This window comes from Acinetobacter bereziniae LMG 1003 = CIP 70.12, from assembly GCF_000368925.1.
In the GTDB taxonomy this organism is placed as follows: Bacteria; Pseudomonadota; Gammaproteobacteria; order Pseudomonadales; family Moraxellaceae; genus Acinetobacter; species Acinetobacter bereziniae.
Map to the genome: position 1 here is coordinate 1,756,953 of NZ_KB849755.1, position 21,544 is coordinate 1,778,496.

Annotated in this window: 21 protein-coding genes; 7 read left to right on the top strand and 14 right to left on the bottom strand. The window is 39.6% G+C overall.

All coding sequences use genetic code 11. The annotated features are described in order from the left end of the window. Positions 1–927 (bottom strand): phage late control D family protein (locus F938_RS10005; protein WP_005031214.1); only part of this gene is annotated, 927 nt, incomplete at its 3' end. 420 nt (positions 928–1,347) lie between these two features. On the opposite strand from F938_RS10005, the gene F938_RS10010 reads away from it, so the two are divergent. Both F938_RS10010 and F938_RS10015 read left to right on the top strand, forming a co-directional pair. Then, complete coding sequence (locus F938_RS10010; protein ID WP_004830319.1) at positions 1,348–1,611, top strand: hypothetical protein; 264 nt, start codon at positions 1,348–1,350, stop codon at positions 1,609–1,611. A 7-nt stretch (positions 1,612–1,618) separates the two neighbouring features. Beyond that, the gene (locus F938_RS10015; RefSeq protein WP_005031216.1) at positions 1,619–2,485 is read left to right on the top strand and encodes a patatin-like phospholipase family protein; all 867 of its coding nucleotides are present in this window, start codon (positions 1,619–1,621) and stop codon (positions 2,483–2,485) included. Positions 2,486–2,497: 12 nt separating this feature from the next. Here the strand turns inward: F938_RS10015 and F938_RS10020 are convergent, their stop codons facing one another. The 5 genes from F938_RS10020 to F938_RS10040 all read right to left on the bottom strand — a co-directional run bounded on the left by F938_RS10020 (position 2,498) and on the right by F938_RS10040 (position 5,659). Beyond that, positions 2,498–2,881, bottom strand: coding sequence for a hypothetical protein (locus tag F938_RS10020; protein ID WP_005031218.1), 384 nt, complete (start codon positions 2,879–2,881; stop codon positions 2,498–2,500). Next, the gene (locus F938_RS10025) at positions 2,882–3,565 is read right to left on the bottom strand and encodes a hypothetical protein (RefSeq protein WP_005031219.1); all 684 of its coding nucleotides are present in this window, start codon (positions 3,563–3,565) and stop codon (positions 2,882–2,884) included. Beyond that, on the bottom strand, positions 3,562–4,221 hold the full coding sequence (locus F938_RS10030; RefSeq protein WP_005031220.1) for an HAD family hydrolase: 660 nt from the start codon (positions 4,219–4,221) through the stop codon (positions 3,562–3,564). The genes F938_RS10025 and F938_RS10030 overlap by 4 nt, the downstream gene beginning before the upstream one ends. A 71-nt stretch (positions 4,222–4,292) precedes the next feature. Then, positions 4,293–5,201 (bottom strand): pyridoxal-phosphate dependent enzyme, encoded by a 909-nt coding sequence (locus F938_RS10035; RefSeq protein WP_005031221.1) that lies wholly within the window; start codon positions 5,199–5,201, stop codon positions 4,293–4,295. Between the two features lie 26 nt (positions 5,202–5,227). Next, positions 5,228–5,659, bottom strand: a complete 432-nt coding sequence (locus F938_RS10040; protein WP_005031222.1) for a GNAT family N-acetyltransferase — start codon at positions 5,657–5,659, stop codon at positions 5,228–5,230. 110 nt (positions 5,660–5,769) lie between these two features. Between F938_RS10040 and F938_RS10045 the strand changes: the two genes are divergently transcribed. Next, the gene (locus F938_RS10045; RefSeq protein ID WP_005031223.1) at positions 5,770–6,456 is read left to right on the top strand and encodes a hypothetical protein; all 687 of its coding nucleotides are present in this window, start codon (positions 5,770–5,772) and stop codon (positions 6,454–6,456) included. A gap of 148 nt (positions 6,457–6,604) precedes the next feature. Here the strand turns inward: F938_RS10045 and F938_RS10050 are convergent, their stop codons facing one another. Next, positions 6,605–7,852: a class I SAM-dependent methyltransferase gene (locus tag F938_RS10050; protein WP_005031224.1), complete on the bottom strand. Its 1,248-nt coding sequence runs from the start codon at positions 7,850–7,852 to the stop codon at positions 6,605–6,607. A gap of 101 nt (positions 7,853–7,953) precedes the next feature. Here F938_RS10050 and trhA point away from each other — a divergent pair, with 101 nt between their 5' ends. Both trhA and F938_RS10060 read left to right on the top strand, forming a co-directional pair. Further along, positions 7,954–8,598: a PAQR family membrane homeostasis protein TrhA gene (gene trhA, locus F938_RS10055; protein WP_005031225.1), complete on the top strand. Its 645-nt coding sequence runs from the start codon at positions 7,954–7,956 to the stop codon at positions 8,596–8,598. A gap of 137 nt (positions 8,599–8,735) precedes the next feature. Next, complete coding sequence (locus F938_RS10060; RefSeq protein WP_004830329.1) at positions 8,736–10,046, top strand: MFS transporter; 1,311 nt, start codon at positions 8,736–8,738, stop codon at positions 10,044–10,046. A 592-nt stretch (positions 10,047–10,638) separates the two neighbouring features. Here the strand turns inward: F938_RS10060 and F938_RS10065 are convergent. The 7 genes from F938_RS10065 to F938_RS10095 form a co-directional block, all read right to left on the bottom strand. Then, the gene (locus F938_RS10065) at positions 10,639–11,304 is read right to left on the bottom strand and encodes an RluA family pseudouridine synthase (protein ID WP_005031226.1); all 666 of its coding nucleotides are present in this window, start codon (positions 11,302–11,304) and stop codon (positions 10,639–10,641) included. 154 nt (positions 11,305–11,458) lie between these two features. Continuing rightward, a complete protein-coding gene (locus tag F938_RS10070) occupies positions 11,459–13,399 on the bottom strand; it encodes an acetyl/propionyl/methylcrotonyl-CoA carboxylase subunit alpha (RefSeq protein ID WP_005031227.1) in 1,941 nt (646 codons plus the stop codon). A gap of 359 nt (positions 13,400–13,758) precedes the next feature. Beyond that, positions 13,759–14,592 carry an enoyl-CoA hydratase/isomerase family protein gene (locus F938_RS10075; RefSeq protein WP_005031229.1) on the bottom strand — a complete coding sequence of 278 codons (834 nt, stop codon included), beginning with the start codon at positions 14,590–14,592 and terminating at the stop codon, positions 13,759–13,761. A 17-nt stretch (positions 14,593–14,609) separates the two neighbouring features. Further along, positions 14,610–15,767, bottom strand: coding sequence for an acyl-CoA dehydrogenase family protein (locus F938_RS10080; RefSeq protein WP_005031231.1), 1,158 nt, complete (start codon positions 15,765–15,767; stop codon positions 14,610–14,612). Positions 15,768–15,866: 99 nt separating this feature from the next. After that, positions 15,867–17,480 carry an acyl-CoA carboxylase subunit beta gene (locus tag F938_RS10085; protein ID WP_004830334.1) on the bottom strand — a complete coding sequence of 538 codons (1,614 nt, stop codon included), beginning with the start codon at positions 17,478–17,480 and terminating at the stop codon, positions 15,867–15,869. After that, positions 17,477–18,388: an SDR family oxidoreductase gene (locus F938_RS10090; protein WP_005031233.1), complete on the bottom strand. Its 912-nt coding sequence runs from the start codon at positions 18,386–18,388 to the stop codon at positions 17,477–17,479. Before F938_RS10090 ends, F938_RS10085 begins: the two co-directional genes overlap by 4 nt. 88 nt (positions 18,389–18,476) lie before the next feature. After that, entirely contained in the window at positions 18,477–20,267 is a 1,791-nt protein-coding gene (locus tag F938_RS10095; RefSeq protein WP_005031235.1) for an acyclic terpene utilization AtuA family protein, read from the bottom strand. 167 nt (positions 20,268–20,434) lie between these two features. Between F938_RS10095 and F938_RS10100 the strand changes: the two genes are divergently transcribed. Together F938_RS10100 and F938_RS10105 are read left to right on the top strand one after the other, a co-directional pair. Beyond that, positions 20,435–21,034, top strand: a complete 600-nt coding sequence (locus tag F938_RS10100) for a TetR/AcrR family transcriptional regulator (RefSeq protein ID WP_010591459.1) — start codon at positions 20,435–20,437, stop codon at positions 21,032–21,034. Between the two features lie 68 nt (positions 21,035–21,102). Beyond that, the gene (locus F938_RS10105; protein ID WP_005031237.1) at positions 21,103–21,534 is read left to right on the top strand and encodes a hypothetical protein; all 432 of its coding nucleotides are present in this window, start codon (positions 21,103–21,105) and stop codon (positions 21,532–21,534) included. Positions 21,535–21,544: the final 10 nt, after the last annotated feature.

The window sequence follows — 21,544 nt, forward strand, 5'->3', positions numbered from 1 at the left end:
GTCAGGTATCCATGCAGGGCTAAAGTGCCATACTTGTTCTAAGCCTAGACTGGCGTTGTCGTACTGGTCACTGTGCTGATGTCTGCTTTGTACATTGCCAGCACCTTCTTCGGTTTCAAGAATATCAGCTTGCCAACGGTGAATATGTACTGAAGTCGGTTGGAGTGAACGTATACCTGTAAATGTGGTAATAGTATCTTGCTGTTCTACCGCGGAGCTGCGGTGAAAGCGGATGCTTCTGCGTTCTAGCGCAGTGTATTGGCTGTTGTCATCAATTAAACGTAGTTTTTGAGCTTGGATCGGTGCTGAAATGTTGGCAACATTAAGTTCTGCTTCATCAATCAACCAGCTTAAATTTTCACTTCTCATCAAACGAGTGAGTAGATCGTGGTCGCTTTCGTTCATCTGTATAATCAATGGACGAACATCGTAGTCTTTGGTCAGCCCAGTTTTATCTAAACTCAAACTAGCAGCAAACAGCGGACTTCTTTGCTGCCATTCTTTATGAAGTATTTCAATGACTTGTATCACTGACTTATTCATAAACACTCTGCTATTACGGCGTTTATGCCACAGTGATGTCGCATCCTCAAGTTTGAGCTTATAGACCGTCAGTGCACCATCACTTTGTCCCTGTGCAGCTTCGGTAATGATGCCTGTGGTACGGAACAGTTGTCCTCGGTCGGTGACTTGGTCGATTGCAGCTTGGCAACCGATAAACTGTTTGAGTGGAATATTTGCAGATGTTGCAAGACAGATCAGTTCCACAGACACGCCTTGATTGATGGCATGTTGTCCATCAATACGTTGCAAGAACACTTGGGCAGTCAAATCAGGATTGCTGAACTGAATATGCAAAGCTCTTTTTTGAGCGGTTAATCCTAACTGATCCAATACTTTATAAATACTATTTACTAAGCTATTCATTTTAATAATTTATTCATTTTTAGTTGAGCCTATTATAAATCAAAATCATTTTTTTTCTATTCAAAGAAACAATTTCATACACTAAAGTCCTTAAATTCAAATACATTTTTTTATTATTTGTTGAAAAGTTAAATAAAAATAAAGAAACTAAATCTCATTATTATTTTGATATTTTAAGCTTTAATTTAAATGTTGATGTTATAAACATTGAGAAATGAGTTAAAAAAATGATAGGAATTTATATGATTTGAAGGATGGAAAGTTGAGCTACCATAGGCTAAATCTTAACGCTAATCACTCTTAATTCTTCTCTAACTAGAAAGTCATATTTATTTTATGCCTTTCTTCTTCAAGCTACACTATCAATAGAATTTTTGAGATAAAATAATTGCTATAGTTCATTCTATTAGGCATTTTCCTATGAACGATATAAAAACTCCCAAAAAACCGTTATGGAAATCGAAAGCTGTTATTTTTGCTACGATTTTTAGTTGTCTTTTCCTATTGTTTTTCTATATGGCTGTAAGTAATGAACCTGATTACATGCCGAGTCAACAAAACAAAGTAAGCTCTCATACAACAGCACACACAGAATCTGAACACTCAAACCATGATAAGCAAATGTCTGATCAACAAATGAAAAATATGCCTCATAATGATAGCCATACAGAATCTTCTCGTTAAGTAACCAATGATGACTAATTTACGTAATGCCCTTGTTGTAGAAGGGGGCGGTATGCGTGGCGCGTTTACCTGTGGCGTACTCGATGCTTTTCTTCAACAAAACTTCAATCCATTTGATCTATTTGTGGGTGTTTCATCAGGTTCAACCAATCTTGCTAATTATCTTGCCAAGCAACACGGTCGCAATATTGAACTATACCTCGACCATTCACTGCGTCCTGAATTTATCCGCTATGGTCGTTTCTTTAAAGGCGGTGATTTATTAGATATGCAGTGGATGTGGGATACTGTTGAAAAGGAAAACCCTTTAGATCAAAACACGCTGTTTGCACAAAATCCTGATTTTTACATGGTCTTGACTCATGCTCGATCTGGTCATGCCGAATATTTACGTGCAGGGAAAGACAATATTATTGAGGGGTTACGTGCCTCAAGCTCTATTCCCTATCTTACAAGGAAAGCTGTTGAGATTTTTGGTGAACCTTATTTTGATGGTGGTGTCGCAGATGCTCTTCCAGTGCAATGGGCAGCTCAGCAAAGTAATATTAAAAACTTATTGGTTATACGTACTCGAACCCAAAGTTATTTCAAAGCCAGTAGCAAAGCAGACCAATTTTTTGCCAAATATTTAATGAATCAATATGCTGGATTTTCAGATAGTCTTAAGCAACGTTGCCAACGTTACAACGCAACTGTCGACTTTATGCTTCAAAATAATCAGCAAGTTATTTTAGAAGTTTGTCCACCTGACGATAAAATGTTAGCTGGTCGTTTATGCAAGGATAAACGAAAATTGCAATATACCTATGAGGTTGGCTTGGATTGTGGTCGCAAAGCCATCGAAGATTGGGAAAGATTTTCCAAACAAGCATAAAGTCTTTTTAGTTTAGTTTGTCTTCAACAAGTATGTTGTGTCATACCCTTCACGAGGAAATGCATCTTTGGTGATACTTTCTATCTCAATGATTTGACCTTTTCTTAAAGTCACTGGAAGTGGATGTTCAATTTTTATTTTCATGGTTTGATTGACGAATGTTTGACATCCACTATCAGCTCTTCCATGCTTTTCTGCTTTAAGCACTTTTATGTTGATGAATAATTGACTTTTAACAAGCTTATCTTGGTGCTGATTGTTAACGTTAGCTATTGTTGGGGTTTTAACATCTAAGACCTTAGCACTCAATAAGCAGTGGTTGACATAAGATGCCCAAGTAAAATTAGGAACAGTCACAGTCAACATCAACCCAAAAATATGAATCAAACACTTCATCTAATGGTCCTTTTTCCAAAACTTCCATGACTTTTCAGGGCAAGTATAAAGTTTGTCAGAAACTGAGATTTGAGCATTGGTTTTGAGATCAAATACTTGAAATTGGCATTGGTTATTTTGATATTGACCTAAAATTTCGTAATCATGCCCAGCCTGAGGTCTAAAAGAAGCAACAGCATCCACACATTGATCAATCACTTGTGCTTTCGTCCGAGATGAATCAGTCGCTCCAAATACAAAACCATATAAATTCACTGGTTGATCTGCATTTAAAATAAACTCTTTATAGGAAATCAGTTGGTAGGTTCGCATCGCATTGCTTTCAGCTTCTTTCTGGATTGCACTACGTGGCATCCCTTCTTCGATATTAAAGGTGATTCTCGCGTACGCTTTTAGCGCAGATAATGCACCATTTCCACTTAAGTAATCCCGTATCCCAGCTTTTCTTCCTACACAATCAAATGAATGTTGAATTAAAGTTTTTGTCGCACCCTTTCGATAGACTCGAATCCGCGACTGTGTCGCTGGGTCATAAATTTTTGGCTTTGTTTCCACCTGCACCTCATAAGGTAATGGTGCTGATTGCTGTGTTTCGGCATGTGTAAATACACTGAATTGAAATACGACTCCAAATAAAAATAAAACCTGAAGTCGTACTATGCCATGCTTATATAATCTGTTCATTTTATTTTTAAAATACTAAGTATGTCTTGAAAATACTTTACACGATGATCTGCTTGTGTCGATATTACTTTTTGTTCTGGATCAAATAAAATGGTCTGCATACCGACAGATTTTGCTCCCACAATATCAACAACTTCATTATCACCCACGAAAATACATTGCTCAGGCAAAAGTTCAAGTTGGTGACACGCCAACAGGAAAATTTTGGGATCAGGCTTTCTTAACCCAACGGCTTCTGAAACGATAATGCTAGAGAAAAGCTTCTCTAATCCTAATGCCTGAAAATTACGCTCTTGAAATGGGCTCCGACCATTAGAAATGAGCCCAAGCGAAAAATTAGTCTTAACCAATCGATCAAGTACCGAATCAACACTTTGAAAAGCTACACAAAACTTGTTGAAATCTTGAATATAACTCGCGAGCAAATCTTCTGTTGTATATTTGGAAATCTGAAACTCTTGAATGAGTTGTGCATAAACTTTGTCTTTCCACACAGCACCATTCGCATCGAGAGCAATAAAACGTTGAATAAAGTTTTGCTGTTGTGACAGTGGAACAAGGGTTAATGTATTGAGTTGCCAATTTAAAAATTGCACAAGTGAGGAAGTTCGATCTAAAAGTGTTTGATCTAAATCAAATAATACAGCTTGTATCATTTTATCGTCTACTCAATAATCAAAATATTCCATTCAAAAAATATCTAAGGTTTATGCCTGATTCAATCAGTTTATCCATTAAATCCTTGTAATGTCTCTAAGGTGATACCTGCTCCACCACAGACTATAACCAAAACCTGATCAGATAATTTAAACTGAATTTTTTGATCATAAAGTACAGATAGTGTTGCGCCACATGCGGGTTCAACCAAAAGACGATGATCATCAACAAACTTTAGACATGCATTGACAGCCTCTTGATCTGAAACAATTCGACTGTGTACATCAAATTGTTGACTCAGTTCAAATGCATTTTGACAGACTTTTTTTGCAGCCAAAGTGGTCGCTATACCGCTTACACAATCCAACTCAATATGCTGCTTAGCCATCATTGATGCATTTAAAGATGCTGTGTCCTGTGTTTCAACAGCATAAACTGGAACATGCCCTAGCCCATGTTTATTTAAACCAGCAACCACACCGGAAAGTAGGCTTCCACCACCAACTGATAAAACGACGGCATCAGGTATAACCCCCTCAGCAATCACTTCATCAATCATTGGGATTATACCTTCCCATAACAGTGGGTCATCAAAAGGGTGAATAAAAACATCGTTTTGTGTTAATAAAGACTGTGCTAATGCATTCGCTTCACCCCATGAAGCACCATGTACAATCACTTCAGCGCCTTGTTGAGCAATCAATTCTCGAGCGCGTTGTGCTGTAGTCTCAGGAACAACGACTGTTACAGGAACACCGAGTTGTCGTCCTGTATAAGCAACCGCTAAACCAGCATTTCCCCCTGAAGAGCTGACAAATCGCTGAGCGCCTTGCTCAAAATATTTTTGACAAGCATAACTAATACTTCGCTGTTTAAAAGAAGCAGCAGGTTGTAAAGCCTCCATTTTTAGCCATACCTGACATTGATTGATTTGACTTAAAACGAGTGACTGTATTAACGGGGTTTTTATACTGAGCATTGATGATGATATTCTCTTGCTTGATTTCAACTATTTTTTAAATTTTGGTACATATCGATATGTGGGATTCCACAATCCAAATATGCTTCACCTTGTAATTGAAAACCCAAGTTCTCATAAAATTTTGTTGCATAGGCTTGCGCAGATAGTTTAAGTACGGTTCTACCTTCCTGTTTTGCAACATCAATAATATATTGCATAAGCAGCTTACCGATCCCTTCACCACGGTATGTTTTTAATACCGCAACGCGCCCAATACTGTCATTTTGTAATAACCGCGCAGTTGCAATGGGTTGATTCTGTTCATACATGACAAAATGCAATGAAACAGCATCTTGGTCATCCCATTCTTCCACTTCACTGATATTTTGTTCTTCAATAAAAACCTTTCTACGAATCAATTGTGCATCGTATTGAAGTTGGCTCCAAGGTCCTGATTGAATTTCAAATCGACTCATTTGTTAAATCCTAATATCCAATAAATTGATCATTGATTGTTTCAAATTATGCTACTGTATGCTGACAATGCATTCATTATCACTTACTTAACCAAACCTGTAGAATAATTATGTTTCTAAATCAAAAATTTAAAGTATTTCTTTATAGCGCAATTTTACTCTCCACTCAAAGTATTTACGCTAAAGCATCCGATCTAGATCGTGTCAAGATTATCACCCAAAGTATGATCGGATTATTTTCTCAAGATGATCACCAAGATCAACTCAATATAAAAATGGCTGCGGCAATGGCAGGTATTTCAGAAGCTGAAGCAAAAAAGAACAGTGATGAAAGTGATGAAAAGCAAATAACGGCATCTCAACAAATGAAGGAGATTCTTAAAGAACAGTTCAATACTGATGACTTTAAAATTGTTGCGCCTGCATTTGAACGTCACTTAAAAGCGCAAGGCTCTGCATATAAAAGCTGTCAACAAAGCGGCAAGATCATTGAAAATAATGACAATTTTCAAGTTCCATTAAGCTGTAAAGTTCCGGTCATTAATTTTGATAATATTCAAATGCCTGTACGAGACAGTAAAGACAGTGAAGCAAAATCCGTTGCGAAAGGTACAGACTTTTTAACTGATCTCATCAATAAAGCACCACGTGAAGTATTCGCAACCAGTATCTTGATTCATAAGATAGACGGACAATTGATTCCAGAAATGGATAATCCACAATATTTCCCTGATACTGTTGCTCAAAAAACAGCAGGTGAAACAGAAGCTGAACTCAATAAAACCAACCAAGAATAGCATGTAAACTTTGACCTGATCTTGGTATTTCCTTGTACCTAAATATCAGGTCACTATGGGTTAAGCGTATAAACTTACGCCTAGCCCATACAAAGTATCGGGTGTTTCAATCTGTACAAGATTAATCCACTTCTCAGCTATGCTATAATCAGCACTTTTCTCCAATATCTTGTTGATCCCATTGATTATTTAACAACAATTCCAAGGATTGTTTGTGAATGCCATACATGGTTTTCAAGGCTTGAATCTGTGCCAGAACGGCAGGGTCTGGTTCAACAAAATCTTTACGTTTCGTTGCCAAAATCATTTTATTTTTACTGGTATGTTCCAAAGCAACAAACTCAAAAACTTTGGTTTCATAGCCATAGGCTTTGAGTAATAAAGCACGAATCGTATCTGTTAACATCTCTGCCTGTTGTCCAGCGTGAATACCAAACTGCAACATCGGTTGTAAAACTTGTGGGCTTTTCAACTGTGGTCGTAATTCTTTATGGCAGCATGGCGCGCACATGATCATTTGTGCATTTAAACGAATCCCCGTATGAATCGCAAAGTCCGTTGCAACATCACAGGCATGTAGGGCAATCATCACATCCAGATGTGAAGGATGATAGGTTCTTACGTCCCCTTGGAAAAAGTCCAATTGCTCAAAACCTGAGGCTTTTGCCACATCTTGGCAGAACTTCACCATTTTATCATTCAGCTCTACCCCCGTCACATCAGCAGTTTGATGATGTTTAGTCAAATAATCATACAAAGCAAAGGTCAAATACCCCTTGCCTGAACCAAAATCTACCACCTTTAATGGCTGTTCTTGAGATTGTGTCTGGTCGCGTAGTTCTTGTGGCAGTATCTGGGTCAATGCCCCTGAGAAAATTTCAATAAATTTATTAATCTGCTTCCATTTACGTGCCATGCTTGGAATCACTTGTGCATTGGCATCGGTAATTCCAAGCGGTTGTAGGAAATAACTCTGTTGATCGACAAAACGCTGTTTACTACGGTCGTGTGCTTGCTGTTCGGTTTTAGGGGATTTGCCCGCTTTGTTTTTGCTTACTGTGAGTAAGGCTTTCTTCTTATTCTTTTTAAGCTGTATCTCTGCTTCATCGGTAAATAAATTGGCTTGTTTACACTGTTCTGCCAACTGTTGAATCGTGCTTAAAGCATCGGATAAAGAATAGTTTTTTGTAATATCATTGGTTTTATAACGATATAAACAACTCAAAACAGACTCTTGTTGTAATTGGATGACTCGAAAGGTCATTTTCTCCAAATCAGTCAATTCACCTTTATACTGACTTAAAATTAAACGATCTAAATTTTGATTATCAATAGCTTGCTGTACGCTATCAAAAAACTGTTGTTCTTGCACAGATAAACTCGCGACATCAGACATGATCAAAACTCGTATTAATTAAGTTACCTATTTTAAAACGTCTTACTTTAAAGGTAAAACTGCATTACTATACAAGTGTATTTTTAAGGTCATAAAATCTAATGTCGAATGATCAAATGATTCATACTTATGCCGCACACGAAGAACGCATCAATGCTTTGAGTCATGCATTTGGTGCCATTTTGGCTGCAATTGCGACTGTATTTATGCTGATTAAGGGACATGATCTACACGGATGGCAATTTTTTGGGTTAGTTGTTTATGGATTGAGTATGATTCTATTATTCTCAAGTTCAGCAATTTACCACTTTGCTGTCGATGAAAAAAAGCGACATTGGTATAAAAAACTTGACCATACGGCGATTTATTATTTAATCGCCGGAACATATACACCATTTTTGGCCATTGCAATTCCAACAGCTAAAGCTCATTACTTACTGATTGCACTTTGGGTGATTGCTGCTATTGGAACACTATTCAAGTTAATATTCATCCATCGTTTTGAAAAGATTTCCTTGGCTGCCTATTTAATTATGGGATGGCTTGCTGTGCTTGTTATGGATGATATGCAACAGTTTTTGCGACCAGAAGCATTAAAATTATTGGTCATTGGCGGTTTAGCATATACAATAGGCGCATTGTTTTATGCCTTAAAAAGCGTAAGATACACACATGCTATTTGGCATATATTTGTTCTGATCGGTGCAGGATCACATTTCCTTGCAATCTATCTTTACGTCATTTAATTCATAGACACTCAAAATTCAGTGACCCTGATGGAGTGGATTTGAGTTGATCTCGTTGTTTTTTTAAGAAATTACGCCTTTTTTAAAAAGATTACGCTTTAAAGACTCGTTTTACTTTTAAAAGTGTAAGGTTCACCATGGCGTCATCAACTATTGCTACTCCAGAAATTCAAACAAATTCAAAAACTCGCGTTCTTTTCGCAAGTCTTGTCGGCACAACAATCGAGTTCTTCGATTTTTATATCTATGCCACTGCCGCAGTCCTGATTTTTCCACACTTGTTCTTTCCAGCAAGTACAGATCCGATGACGGCAACCATTCAATCACTCGCGACATTTGCCATTGCATTTATTGCACGTCCAATTGGTGCTGCTGTGTTTGGTCACTTAGGTGATCGTATTGGTCGTAAAGCAACACTGGTCGCAGCCTTGTTGACTATGGGTATTTCAACAGTGTGTATTGGTCTGCTTCCAACTTATGCTCAAATTGGTATTGCTGCTCCACTGTTACTTGCTCTCTGCCGTTTAGGTCAAGGTTTAGGTCTGGGTGGTGAATGGTCAGGTGCTGTATTACTTGCTACTGAAAATGCGCCTGAAGGCAAACGTGCTTGGTATGGGATGTTCCCACAGCTAGGTGCGCCGATTGGTTTTATTCTTGCAACAGGTTCTTTTCTTGGTCTTGGCGCATTGATGTCTGAAGCAGACTTTATGCAATGGGGCTGGCGTATTCCATTTCTTGCAAGTGCTGCATTGGTGATTGTCGGTTTATATATTCGTTTAAAACTGCATGAAACTCCTGCTTTCCAAAAAGTATTGAACAAGCAGAAAGAAGTAAATGTCCCGTTTAAAGAAGTTGTGACCAAACATTATAAAATGTTATTCCTTGGCACAATTGCGGCGGTTTGTACTTTCGTTGTGTTCTATCTGACCACTGTATTTGCGCTCAACTGGGGAACCAAACAACTGGGTTACTCTCGTGCACAATTCTTAGAAATGCAACTTGTTGCGACCCTTTGTTTTGCTGCCTTTATTCCACTGTCGGCTGTATTTGCTGAGAAATTTGGACGTAGAGCAACCTCAATCGGGGTATGTGTTGCCTCAGCACTGTTTGGTTTAGTGTTTGCAAGTATGCTTGAGTCAGGTAGTACAGTGATTGTGTTCTTGTTCTTATGTGTAGGTTTAGCACTAATGGGCATGACATATGGACCGATTGGGACTGTTTTATCTGAAATCTTTCCGATTTCTGTTCGTTATACAGGGTCAGCATTAACCTTTAACTTGGCGGGTATTCTAGGTGCATCATTTGCTCCTTTAATCGCAACAGAGCTTGCGACCAAGTACGGTTTACAAGCTGTTGGTTACTACTTAACAGCTGCATCTATTCTTTCGCTTTTGGCATTCTTGGCAATTCGTGAAACTAAAAATGATGATGTAAACAATCAAGTTTAATCGCGCGATAAGATCAAAGAAGCCTGCAATTTTGCAGGCTTTTTCATTGATTTTTTGAGCTTAGTCAAATTTAATTTAACCTGAGTTCGATAAAAATCCTTGATGAAAGGTGATACAGTCAAACCGCCTGATTACTCATACAAGTGATTTGGATGATTCATTTATTTTGTACTTTTTGAATCATTGATGGTCTTGCTATCGTGAGGCGACATGGATGTCGCTATGTTGAGCAGGGGTAAAGGATGTACCCCTCGCTCAACGAAAGATTTTTGTCACTTTTCATCTCTGAAAAGTGAGGCATCGCTTACGCAAAAGAATTTAAACTTTAGCACTAAAGCGTGGCAGTGCAAGCTTTAGATCATCAAACAATCTATTGATCGCCTTCATTTTATTGATCAAGAGAAATGAAGCTATATTGATGGTTGCGCTTACGGAGCTTCGCTCCTCATGCCAAAACAAGTATGGCGAACCCTTGCGGAGCTCCGCTCCTCATCCAAAATCGGATGAAAATCCACAAAAAATCCACATAAATTTATTATCTTTCAATAATTTGAATATTTAATCGCATCGAATTCACGTTAATTTAATGTGGCTAAAAATCTGGCTTAGAGACGATTTCCACAAGCTGATTGGTAAACGGCTGTAAAAATGATAAATAACTTGCGTGTAGCGCCATACGATTTAAATCAGTATTGAAGGGTTCAGGATGATACAACTTATCTCGGATAATCGGATGTCCGATATACTGCATATGTACGCGTAATTGATGTGAGCGTCCTGTAATCGGAGTGAGTAATACTCGGCTGATATCCTTTTCAGCATCATAGCTTACTGATTCAAACAAAGTTTGTGCAGGTTTTCCCAATTCAAAATGCACAATCTGACGGGGACGATTCTCCCAATCAGTAATGAGTGGCACATCAACTTGACCATTACTATTGATTTCCCCTTGAACCAAAGCAATATAATTCTTTTTGACTGTTCTTGCTTGAAACATTTTACTGGCTGCCACTTCAGCATCACGATGCTTAGCAAAAAGCAAAATGCCTGAAGTTGCCATATCCAGACGATGCGTGATTTTGGCATTTGGATATAGTGCTAATATTCGAAAGTAAGCACTGTCATGATGTTCAGTTAAACGTCCAGGAACAGATAACAAACCTGCAGGTTTATGAATGGCGACAAAATCATCATCTTCAAAAATAATTTCGAGTGGGTCTAAAGGTGGCTGATAAACAAAGCCATCATCAATGGGCATGTGGATTGTGTGTTGATAAGAATTGCCGAAAAATAGCAATAGACTGAAAAGCTGTCAAGAGAACAACAAAGAGATTACTTTGCAAAAATAAAACTCCAATATCCAACGATATTGAAGTTTTATATCAAACCAACATCATTCAACCTAAAACAGCTCAAGCCTGAATATTTAAAACCAGCTGTCGTTTTTTCACCTGTTGCCCAACCTGCCCCACGACCTCTTCAACCACACCATCCACATCAGATTTAATCTGCTGTTGTATTTTCATTGCTTCTAAAATCAATAAAGTCTGCCCTTTAGAAACAGTATCTCCAGGATTGACAAGAATATTGATGATTGCACCATCCATTGGAGCACGGATTTTACCATCCCCAACAATATCTGTACTTTCTGGTGGTGCATAAGTAACATTTTCAACCGCAATATTGCCATTTACGGCATCTAAATATAATCGATTTCCATCTAAGACATAGTCGACTAAACGACGTACCGAATGTGTTTCATAAATCAGTTGTTGTGCATTTTGCTCAATCAAGTGGATGTCAAAGGTCTGTCCACAAATTTCAACACCCACTAAGTTTTGATCACGTTTTACCAGTACCTGTATGTGCTGATCGTCATGTTTCAATTTCAACGGTAAAGATAAAGCAATACCTGTATTCCAACTGCTTTGACTGGCAGCATTGGTGAATAGTGCTGCTGCGACAGCCAAATGCTCTAAAGCTAATGTTTGTGGATGTAGACTTGGATCCGTTTGAAAATGCTCTTGAATAAACGCCGTGTTGGTATCACCTTTGACAATGATCGGATGTCTAAGCAAATTTACCAAAAACTGTTTATTGCTGTTTACTCCCAAAAGAACACAGTCATCTACAGCACGCGCCAATAGCCGAATAGCATCTTGTCTGGTTTTACCATAGGCAATGACTTTCGCCACCATTGGATCATAAAAAGGACTAATTTCATCCTGCTCAAGCAAACCATGATCAATGCGTACATGAGGCAGCTCCGCAGCTTGCCAACGGTATATTCGCCCCGTTTGAGGTAAAAAATCCTGACGAGGATCTTCTGCATATAAACGAACTTCGATTGCATGTCCTGTTAAGCTCAACTCAGATTGCTGAAGTGGTAGGATTTCTCCATTGGCAACACGGAGTTGCCATTCCACGAGATCTAGTCCAGTAATCAACTCAGTTACAGGATGCTCAACTTGCAAACGTGTATTCATTTCCAAGAAGTAAAATTCACCCGATTGATCCAATAAAAATTCGACTGTTCCCGCCCCGACATAATTACAAGATTTTGCTGCGGCTACAGCAGCCTCCCCCATTTGTTGGCGTAAGTTTTCAGTCATGACTGGACAAGGTGCTTCCTCAACCACCTTTTGATGACGGCGTTGAATCGAACAATCGCGTTCAAACAGATAGACATAATTGCCATGTGTATCGCCAAAAACCTGAATTTCAACATGACGGGGGGCGATCACCGCTTTTTCAAGAATGAGCTCACCTGAACCAAATGCATTTTCAGCTTCAGAACGTGCTGTTTTTAAGGCTTCGACAATATCGGCTGATTGTTGAACCAGACGCATGCCTCGTCCACCGCCCCCTGCGGATGCTTTGACCATCAATGGATAGCCAATTTGATTGGCTTGCTGTTCTAAGTATTCAATATCTTGCTGATCACCTTCATAGCCAGGCACACAAGGCACACCTGCCTGAATCATGGCAATCTTTGAAAGTCGTTTACTTCCCATCAATTCAATCGCGGAAGCAGGCGGTCCGATAAAAGTAATCTTATTTTCAGCACACGCTGCGGCAAAGTCAGTATTTTCAGAAAGAAAACCATAACCGGGATGTACGGCATCTGCTCCTGTTTTTTGACATGCTTCGATAATATTCTCTATAGAAAGATAGGATGCTGAAACCTTTGACGCACCGATATAGACAGCTTCATCTGCAAGCTGTACATGCCGTGCATGACGATCTGCATCTGAATACACAGCGACTGTTTGATAGCCCATTGCTTTTGCTGTTTTCATTACGCGAACAGCAATTTCACCACGATTCGCCACCAATATTTTTGAAAATGCCATTCTCGTTTTTCCTATTTTTTATATTCTATTGTGTTGTTTATCTGGATGTTAGGGTCTGTTGACAATTCGTCTATGTTTGCGACTACGTGTGTTTTTTAGGCGATTCTAGGCACGAAATACGAAATTTAGTCATTCTAAATAAGTAGTTCGTAACAACGAATCGGCAAAAAACACACTAGTCCCGAAGGGTTGTGGCTAAAATTATCTCAGACTATGTTATGAAACTTGAAAATAGACTCGTTATTCTCTTCGTTTCATGCCTTGCCTGCTCAATTTTAATCTACAACGCAAGCCATTTATGAAATGTCAACAGCCCCTAATGATAAATCACTCATTTAAAATCAATCCTAATGTCTTGGCTATCTATCAAACCAATTCGGTTCTCGTTTTTGTATAAATGCCATAGTCCCTTCCATGCCTTCCTCTCCACCGACAGCCTGCGCAAATTGCTGTGCTGCATCATCCAAAAGTGCTGTTAAAGGCTCATTTAAGGTTCGATGCAATAATGCTTTGGTCATACGAGAGGCTTGTGGTGCAGTCCGTTTAATTTGCTGAATGGTTTCAACCAATAACACTTCCAATGCTTTTTCATTCTCAACGACTTCATGTACTACACCAACTTTCAATGCGGTGTGACCTTCAAAACGTGATCCCAACAGCGCCAAACGACGCGCTTGTGTTAAACCAATACGCTTGACTACAAAAGGTGCAATCTGCGCTGGAATCACACCTAAACCAGTTTCAGGTAAACCAAATTTGGCATCCGCAAGGCTGATTGCAATATCTGAAACACAGGCTAAGCCAAAACCGCCACCCAGCACTGCACCTTCTAATACCGCAACTACGGTTTGTGGAGCTTGATCAACTTGTTGAATCATATGTCCAAATTGACGATTAAAATCGACATAGGGTTGATGAGAGCCTAGATTCATTGCCTCGCCACGCAGTTGTGCCATATCTTTAATGTCACCACCTGCACAAAAATGCCCACCTTTACCACGTAAAATGACCGCACGAATTGATAAATCTTGTTCGATGACTTGGAATACCTGCTGAATCGCTTTGACCATATTCAAACTCATCGCATTACGACTGTCAGGTCGATTAAGCCATAAAGTTAAAATACTGCCCTCTTGCTCAAGTTCTATACTTGAATCAAATACATGCGCTACTAGAGATGCTGAAAGTGTCATATCGATACTCTCCCTATTTATTTACGCTTAGACGGTAAAATATCCATCAGTTTACAAATAATACCAAGCATGATTTCATCAGCGCCTCCACCAATTGAGCCTAAACGCCCATCTCGATACAGTTGAGAAGCAGGGTTATCCCACATGAAGCCATTGCCACCCCAAAATTGTAAACAACTGTCAGCCACTTCACGGGTTAAACGCCCTGCCTTGAGTTTTGCCATAGACGCTATTTCAGTTGCATTGCCACCATCAATATGAATTTCACATGCACGATAGGTTAAAGCACGTAAAGCCTCGACTTCTGTCATTAACTCTGCAAAACGAAAGTGTACATATTGGTTGTTGATCAAAGGTTGTCCAAATGTGCTACGTTCTTTGGTGTATTGAATGGTTTGCTGAATGACATTCTCTAAACCACCAATGGCATTGGCAGCCGCCCACATACGCTCTTCTTGAAATTGCATCATCTGCATCATAAAGCCCATGCCTTCAGCACCCACCAAGTAACGCTGTGGTACACGAACATTGTCAAAATAGACTTCTGCGGTGGTGGTTGAGCGCATGCCTAGCTTATTTAAAGGTTCTGAGAATGAGATGCCTGCGGATTTTGCAGGAACAATAATCATTGATTTGTTAACATGCGGTTTGTCATCAGACGTATTGGCAAGTAAGCAAAAGAAATCTGCTTGTAATGAGTTCGTAATCCACATTTTACTGCCATTGATTACATAATCATCACCGTCTTTTCTAGCAGTGGTTTTAATTGCCGCAACATCTGAACCCGCATGAACTTCTGATACTGCTATAGAGGCAACATAATCACCTGCGATTGCAGGAGTTAAAAATTCATCTCGTAATTCTTTGCTTCCAAAACGTGCCAAAGCAGGGGTTGCCATATCTGTTTGCACACCTATCGCCAATGGTACGCCACCACAAGCTGCACGCCCAAGTTCTTCAGCCACCACAAGGTTATATGAATAATCTAAGCCCAACCCTCCATTTTCTTCAGGTTTACAAATTCCCAATAACCCCAAGTCAGACAGCTTTTTAAAAACATCTTGAATTGGAAAACGCCCTTCGGTCTCCCATGTCGGAATATATGGATTGAGTTCGGTCTCAACAAACTGGCGTGTGGTACGGCGTAGCGCTTCATGTTCTGGTGTAAATTTCATTGTTTTTCCTTAATCTAATTTCCCCAACCTTTCTTTGATCAGGTGGGACATTGTTCCTTTTTAAAGGTGAGGTATGTTGAGTTCCACAATGGGGAATTTTTAAAGCCTTGACACTCCAAATCGTATTGGATTCAATTTTCGATGTTCAGCTTCGTAAATAGTTTCAAGCAAAAAAATCAATACTTTGCGTGTGTCTCTTGGATCGATAATTCCATCATCATGAAGCATTGCCGTATTGAATAAGGCGGTAGACTGTTGTTCTAATTTTGCGGCTGTACTTTGTTCCAAAAAGTCCAACATCTGTTCATTCGGCTCCATGCCTGAAGCTTTCTGTTTGCCTTCAGCCACAATCCGTAGCACCTTACCTGCTTGAGCAGACCCCATTACTGCCACATGTGAGTTTGGCCATGCAAAGATAAATTGTGGTGACAGTGGACGACCACACATGGCGTAATTTCCTGCGCCATATGACCCCGCAACAACAATTGAGATTTTTGGGACCGTCGTATTTGCTACTGCTTGGATCAACTTCGAACCATGTTTGATGATGCCGTTTTGTTCTGCATCTGTTCCAACCATAAAACCTGTGGTGTTATGTAAAAACAGTAAAGGACGCTTGGTTTGCTCGCAGAGATGAATGAATTGAGCGGCTTTGGTTGCACCTTGTGGAGTAATCGGTCCATTATTGGTAATAATACCAATGTGTAATCCACCAATTTTTGCCCAACCGCACACGGTCAATGCATCATATTCTTGCTTCACTTCGAAGAAATCAGAATCATCGACAATCCGTGCAATCACTTCCTTCATATCAAAAGGTTGTTTGGGATTTGCAGGAATAATGCCGAGTAATTCCTCAGCAGGGTAACGTGGCTCTTGATAATTTAAATTGAGTTTTTGCGTTTGCTCTTTCCAATTGAGATGTTCAAATACATCACGTGCAATACGAATTCCATCTGCATCATTTTCAGCCAAGAATTCAGCCGTTCCAGCAACCTGTGCATGCATTTCCGCACCACCAAGTTCTTCAGCAGTGGCAACCTCACCTGTAGCGGCCAAAAGCAAAGGAGGACCTGCAAGCAACATCTCGGTTTGTTTGCGCACAGCAATCACATAATCAGATAAGCCCGGTTGATATGCCCCACCCGCTGTTGCATTACCATGTACTACAGAAACTTGGGGTAGACCTGCCGCAGAAAGTCTGGCTTGATTGGCAAAGGTCATTCCACCATAGGTAAATACTTCAGCCGCGTAGTTGAGATTTGCACCGCCACTTTCGGTCAGGGTCAGCATCGGTAATTTTTGTTCGAAAGCAATCGCTTGTAGGCGTAAGGTTTTTTGAACTCCCATCGGAGACATCGTCCCACCTTTGATCGCACTATTACTTGCAGAAATCAGACAGCGAACACCACTGACAAATCCAATCCCTGAAATAATGCCCCCTCCTGCATCAGATCCATCTTTATCATCATGCATGCCGTAGCCGACTAAACCACACAACTCAACAAAAGGGGAATCCGCATCTAAGGCTAGACGAACACGCTCATGTGGTAAAATTTTGCCTTTTTTATCAAATTTAGCTTTGGCAGCATAAGACTTTTCAATGTTCTTATTTTGAACTGCACGCACTTCAGCAATTTGATTCAATAATGCTTGTTTATTCTGTTCAAATTGCTCACTGCCGACTGCAATTTCGGATTGGAGAACAGTCATGTATTTTCTCCTATTGTTGAGTTATTTGATGAATTGCCTAATTGTTCTTTGAGTACATCTGGAATAAAAGCACGATGGAAGCCATTGAATGATTCGCTATTCACAGCATCCGCCAATGGATACATACGCGTCCCTAAAGAAGCTGCTCCATCGATACGGAGTGTAACTCCAGAAATAAAACCTGCCGCTTCTGAGAGCAAATAACAGATTGCTGAAGAAATTTCGGACTCTGTTCCCATACGTTTGAGTGGCACATTACCTGCCAAGCTTGGAATGATAAATTTGGCAAAATCACCTGAATAATTATCCATTCCCGATGAGATAATCCATCCTGGTGCGACACAGTTCACCCGAACACCTGAACGTCCCCATTCTACAGCCGCTGTTTTGGTCAAATTATCCACACCAGAACGGGCTGCACCTGAGTGTCCCATTCCTGGCATGCCTCCCCACATATCGGCTGCCATATTGACAATACTGCCACCATGTTTTGCCATCCACTGGTTATATGCTTCTTTCATTAAGTAGAAAGTGGCATGCAAGTTATTGCGTACCACGGCATCAAATCCATTGGCTGAAATACCTTCTAAGTTTGAAGGGAATTGCCCACCTGCGTTATTCACCAGACCATCAAGTTTGCCAAATTTTTCAATCACTTCAGCAATCATGTCTTTGACTTGTTGTTCTTCACGGTTATCGCAAACGATCTGATGTACTTTCCCACCATCTTCAATAATTTCTTGACTTACTTTATTGAGCTTTTCAATTTTCCGCCCAGTAATAACAACTTGAGCACCTAAAGATGCCAACTCATGCGCAGTACAGCGACCAATACCAGAGCCACCACCTGTCACAATAATGACTTTATCTTGAAAAGCATCCGATCTAAATATTGAGTGATAATGCATTGTTTTATTTCCAATTTGTTTTCTTTTAGATTGCTTATTTCCTTAGCCTCCGCTTGATCAAGGCAAAGAATTCCACCTTGCCAGAAACTTATACGGGCTTTAAATGTTTAGGAATTTTGACAGGCATATCCAACAGTTGTTGTGCAAAAGCTTTGCCTTGCGGATCAATACGTAAACTGGCAATTCCACCGCCACCCAGTGCATTTTCCAGCATAAAATTCAGCGCATTCAATCCAGGAATTTCATAACGAATCACTTGAGATTTTTCTGGGTCTAACACATGCTGCATATATGCTTTGACATTTTCTTCAGTCAAGTTGGCACGAATCCAAGGCAAATATTCAGCTTGACGTGCAATCACCCCAATATTGCTATGGTTACCCTTGTCTCCACTACGCGCATGAGCGATTTCAACCAAAGGAACCGTTATTTCCTGACCTGAGAATTGGGCAATGTCTCCAACAGGCAATACATCATAGGTCTGTTCATTTGAACCTGATGGAATTTCAACTTTATGGCGCTGTCCAGCAATATCTATTTCTATATTGAGTGTTGATTTGTCCACTAAGAATGAAAAGAGTTTGATCACGGGTGAGGCTTTAGGGCGACCGCCAACGATGCCTGCCAGTGCAGGTGCCATTCCTGTAGATGCTTGTGCAATTTCCGAAGCAAAAAACAGACATGCTTCTTTAAACATATGTTTTACTGCAATTTTGACCACGACTTCACGGCTTTGAATAGGTTTTGCATTGCCCCCATAAGTACTTTCAGTGCCCAATATCTCAACAGACTTTTCAGAAAATGGCGGCACTGAACGTAAAGCTAAAACACGTTCGCATTTATTAAGGATCGCATCTGCAATCACCTGAGCTTTTTCTGGTGCTTCACGCCCTGCGATCAAAAAGCTTACCAACACCCGATATCCATCTGGGTAAGTTGCACTGACCTTATATTGCTGAGTGGGCGCTCGACCTTTTGCACCAATAACCAAAACCCGATCCTGTTCGAGTTGTTGTAATTTTACTTGGCTAAAATCCGCAGTGACATCGGGTAGCAAATAGGCTTGAGGATTACCGATTTCATAAACAATTTGTTCAGCAACTGTCGCAGTCGAAACCAGCCCCCCTGTACCTTTGGGTTTAGTTACAATGAATGAGGCATCGGATTTAACTTCAACAATCGGAAATCCCATATTGTCAAAACCTTGGACCAAACGCCAATCGGTGAAATTCCCCCCTGTGCATTGCGCACCACACTCAATGATATGACCTGCCAAAGCACCTTGGGCAAGTTTGTCATAATCATCCAAAGACCATTGATATTCATGCAATAAGGGTGCAAGTACAACAGCAGAGTCCACCACTCGTCCTGTAATCACAATATCTACGCCTTGATCAAGGGCATCGCGAATTGGAATTGCACCGAGATAGGCATTACAACTGGCAAGCTGATCGGGTAAGTTTTCTCCACTAAACATTTCTTGAATATTTTGTGCTTTTAAAGTGGTCTGTTGAGCGAGTAAGTCATCTCCCAATACCACAGCAATTTTTAAATTTAAGCCTTGAGCATCAATCACTTTTTGCAAAGCATCACGACAAGCCAAAGGATTCACCCCACCAGCATTGCTAATCACTTTAATATTTTTATCGCTAATTTTTTTAAGTAATGGTGTCATCACGCGACTAACAAAGTCTAAAGCATAGCCATGCTCAGGATTGACCATCATCGCTTTTGCCATGATTGACATCGTGATTTCAGAAAGGTAATCAAACACAAGGTAATCAATGTCAGACATATGTACCAGTTGAAATGCGGCAGTATTGGTATCGCCCCAGAAACCTGAGGCACATCCAATTTTCACAATACGCTGATCGTCCATTTTCACACCTATCTTGTTTTGATTGTTCTGAATAAAATTTATGCATCAATTTACCAAGCAAGCGCTTGGTTTGTAAAGTACAAAATGTTATCCTAAATTGGCAAATGTGTTAAAACGCATTTCAAACAATAAAAAAATGGCTTAACTTTATGGAAAAAAATGATCCGATGATCGCTAATTCAATCAATGATATTCAACCCATTGCCTGTTTTGATGACAGCCCTAGAGGTCGTTTATTGCTGGGTGCTGCCTACCTTTTTCACAAACAAGGTTATGCCAAAACAACTGTGCGTGAGTTAGCCAATTTTATTGGAATTCAATCAGGTAGCTTGTTTCATCATTTTAAAAGTAAGGATGATATTCTTGCCCATGTGATGCAACAGACCATTATTTATAATCATGCTCGTCTGTTGGATGCGATTAAAATATCAGATGATCCTGAGCAACAATTGAAACATTTAATTAAAGCTGAACTGATCTCTATTAGCGGTGATACAGGTTCAGCGATGGCTGTTCTGGTTTATGAATGGTTTGCTTTATCCAAACCAAGACAGGATGAGTTGCTTAAACTTCGCAATGCTTATGAAGACATTTGGCTGACTGTGATTGAAAAGCTACGTGAACTCAATAAAGTCCAACATGATGCTTTTATTTGGCGTCGCTTATTGGGAGGTGCAATTGCTTGGACAGTGACGTGGTATAAACCCAACGGTAAAATGACAATGGATGAATTGACTGAAACCGTTTTAAGTATGGCTTTGAAATAAATATTGGTTGATTTCTCTGCGTCAATTTCTTATTTTTTTAAAATTCGAAATGAAATAGTTTTGTTTTCATGATAAAACCGACAAAAATAATCGTTAAAACATACTCTCAACGACACATTACCGCTTCGGCAATTCACGCATTGGCTCAACGCTTTAATTTACTCTATGATCATTTTATGCAAGATTGGGAATATGAGGTTGCTGATCCAAATCGTATTGATGAATTTATAGATGCTTATCTTTCAAATGAACTCAATGAAGACGAAAAATTTGCACTGATGGAAACGATTTTACAATCGTTTGAGGAATCTTCTAAAACGCTAGATTCAGATCAGCAATGGAACACAATTCTTCAGCTTTTAGAAGATAACCTCGACATTCATGCAACGACAATTTGTTATTGGGCATGTGGAAATTCAGCTTACACGCTGTGTTGGAGAATAACGCCCGACTTACGGAAAATTAAACTTCGAAATCATTTAAAAATTACCCCAAAATAAAAGAGATTCT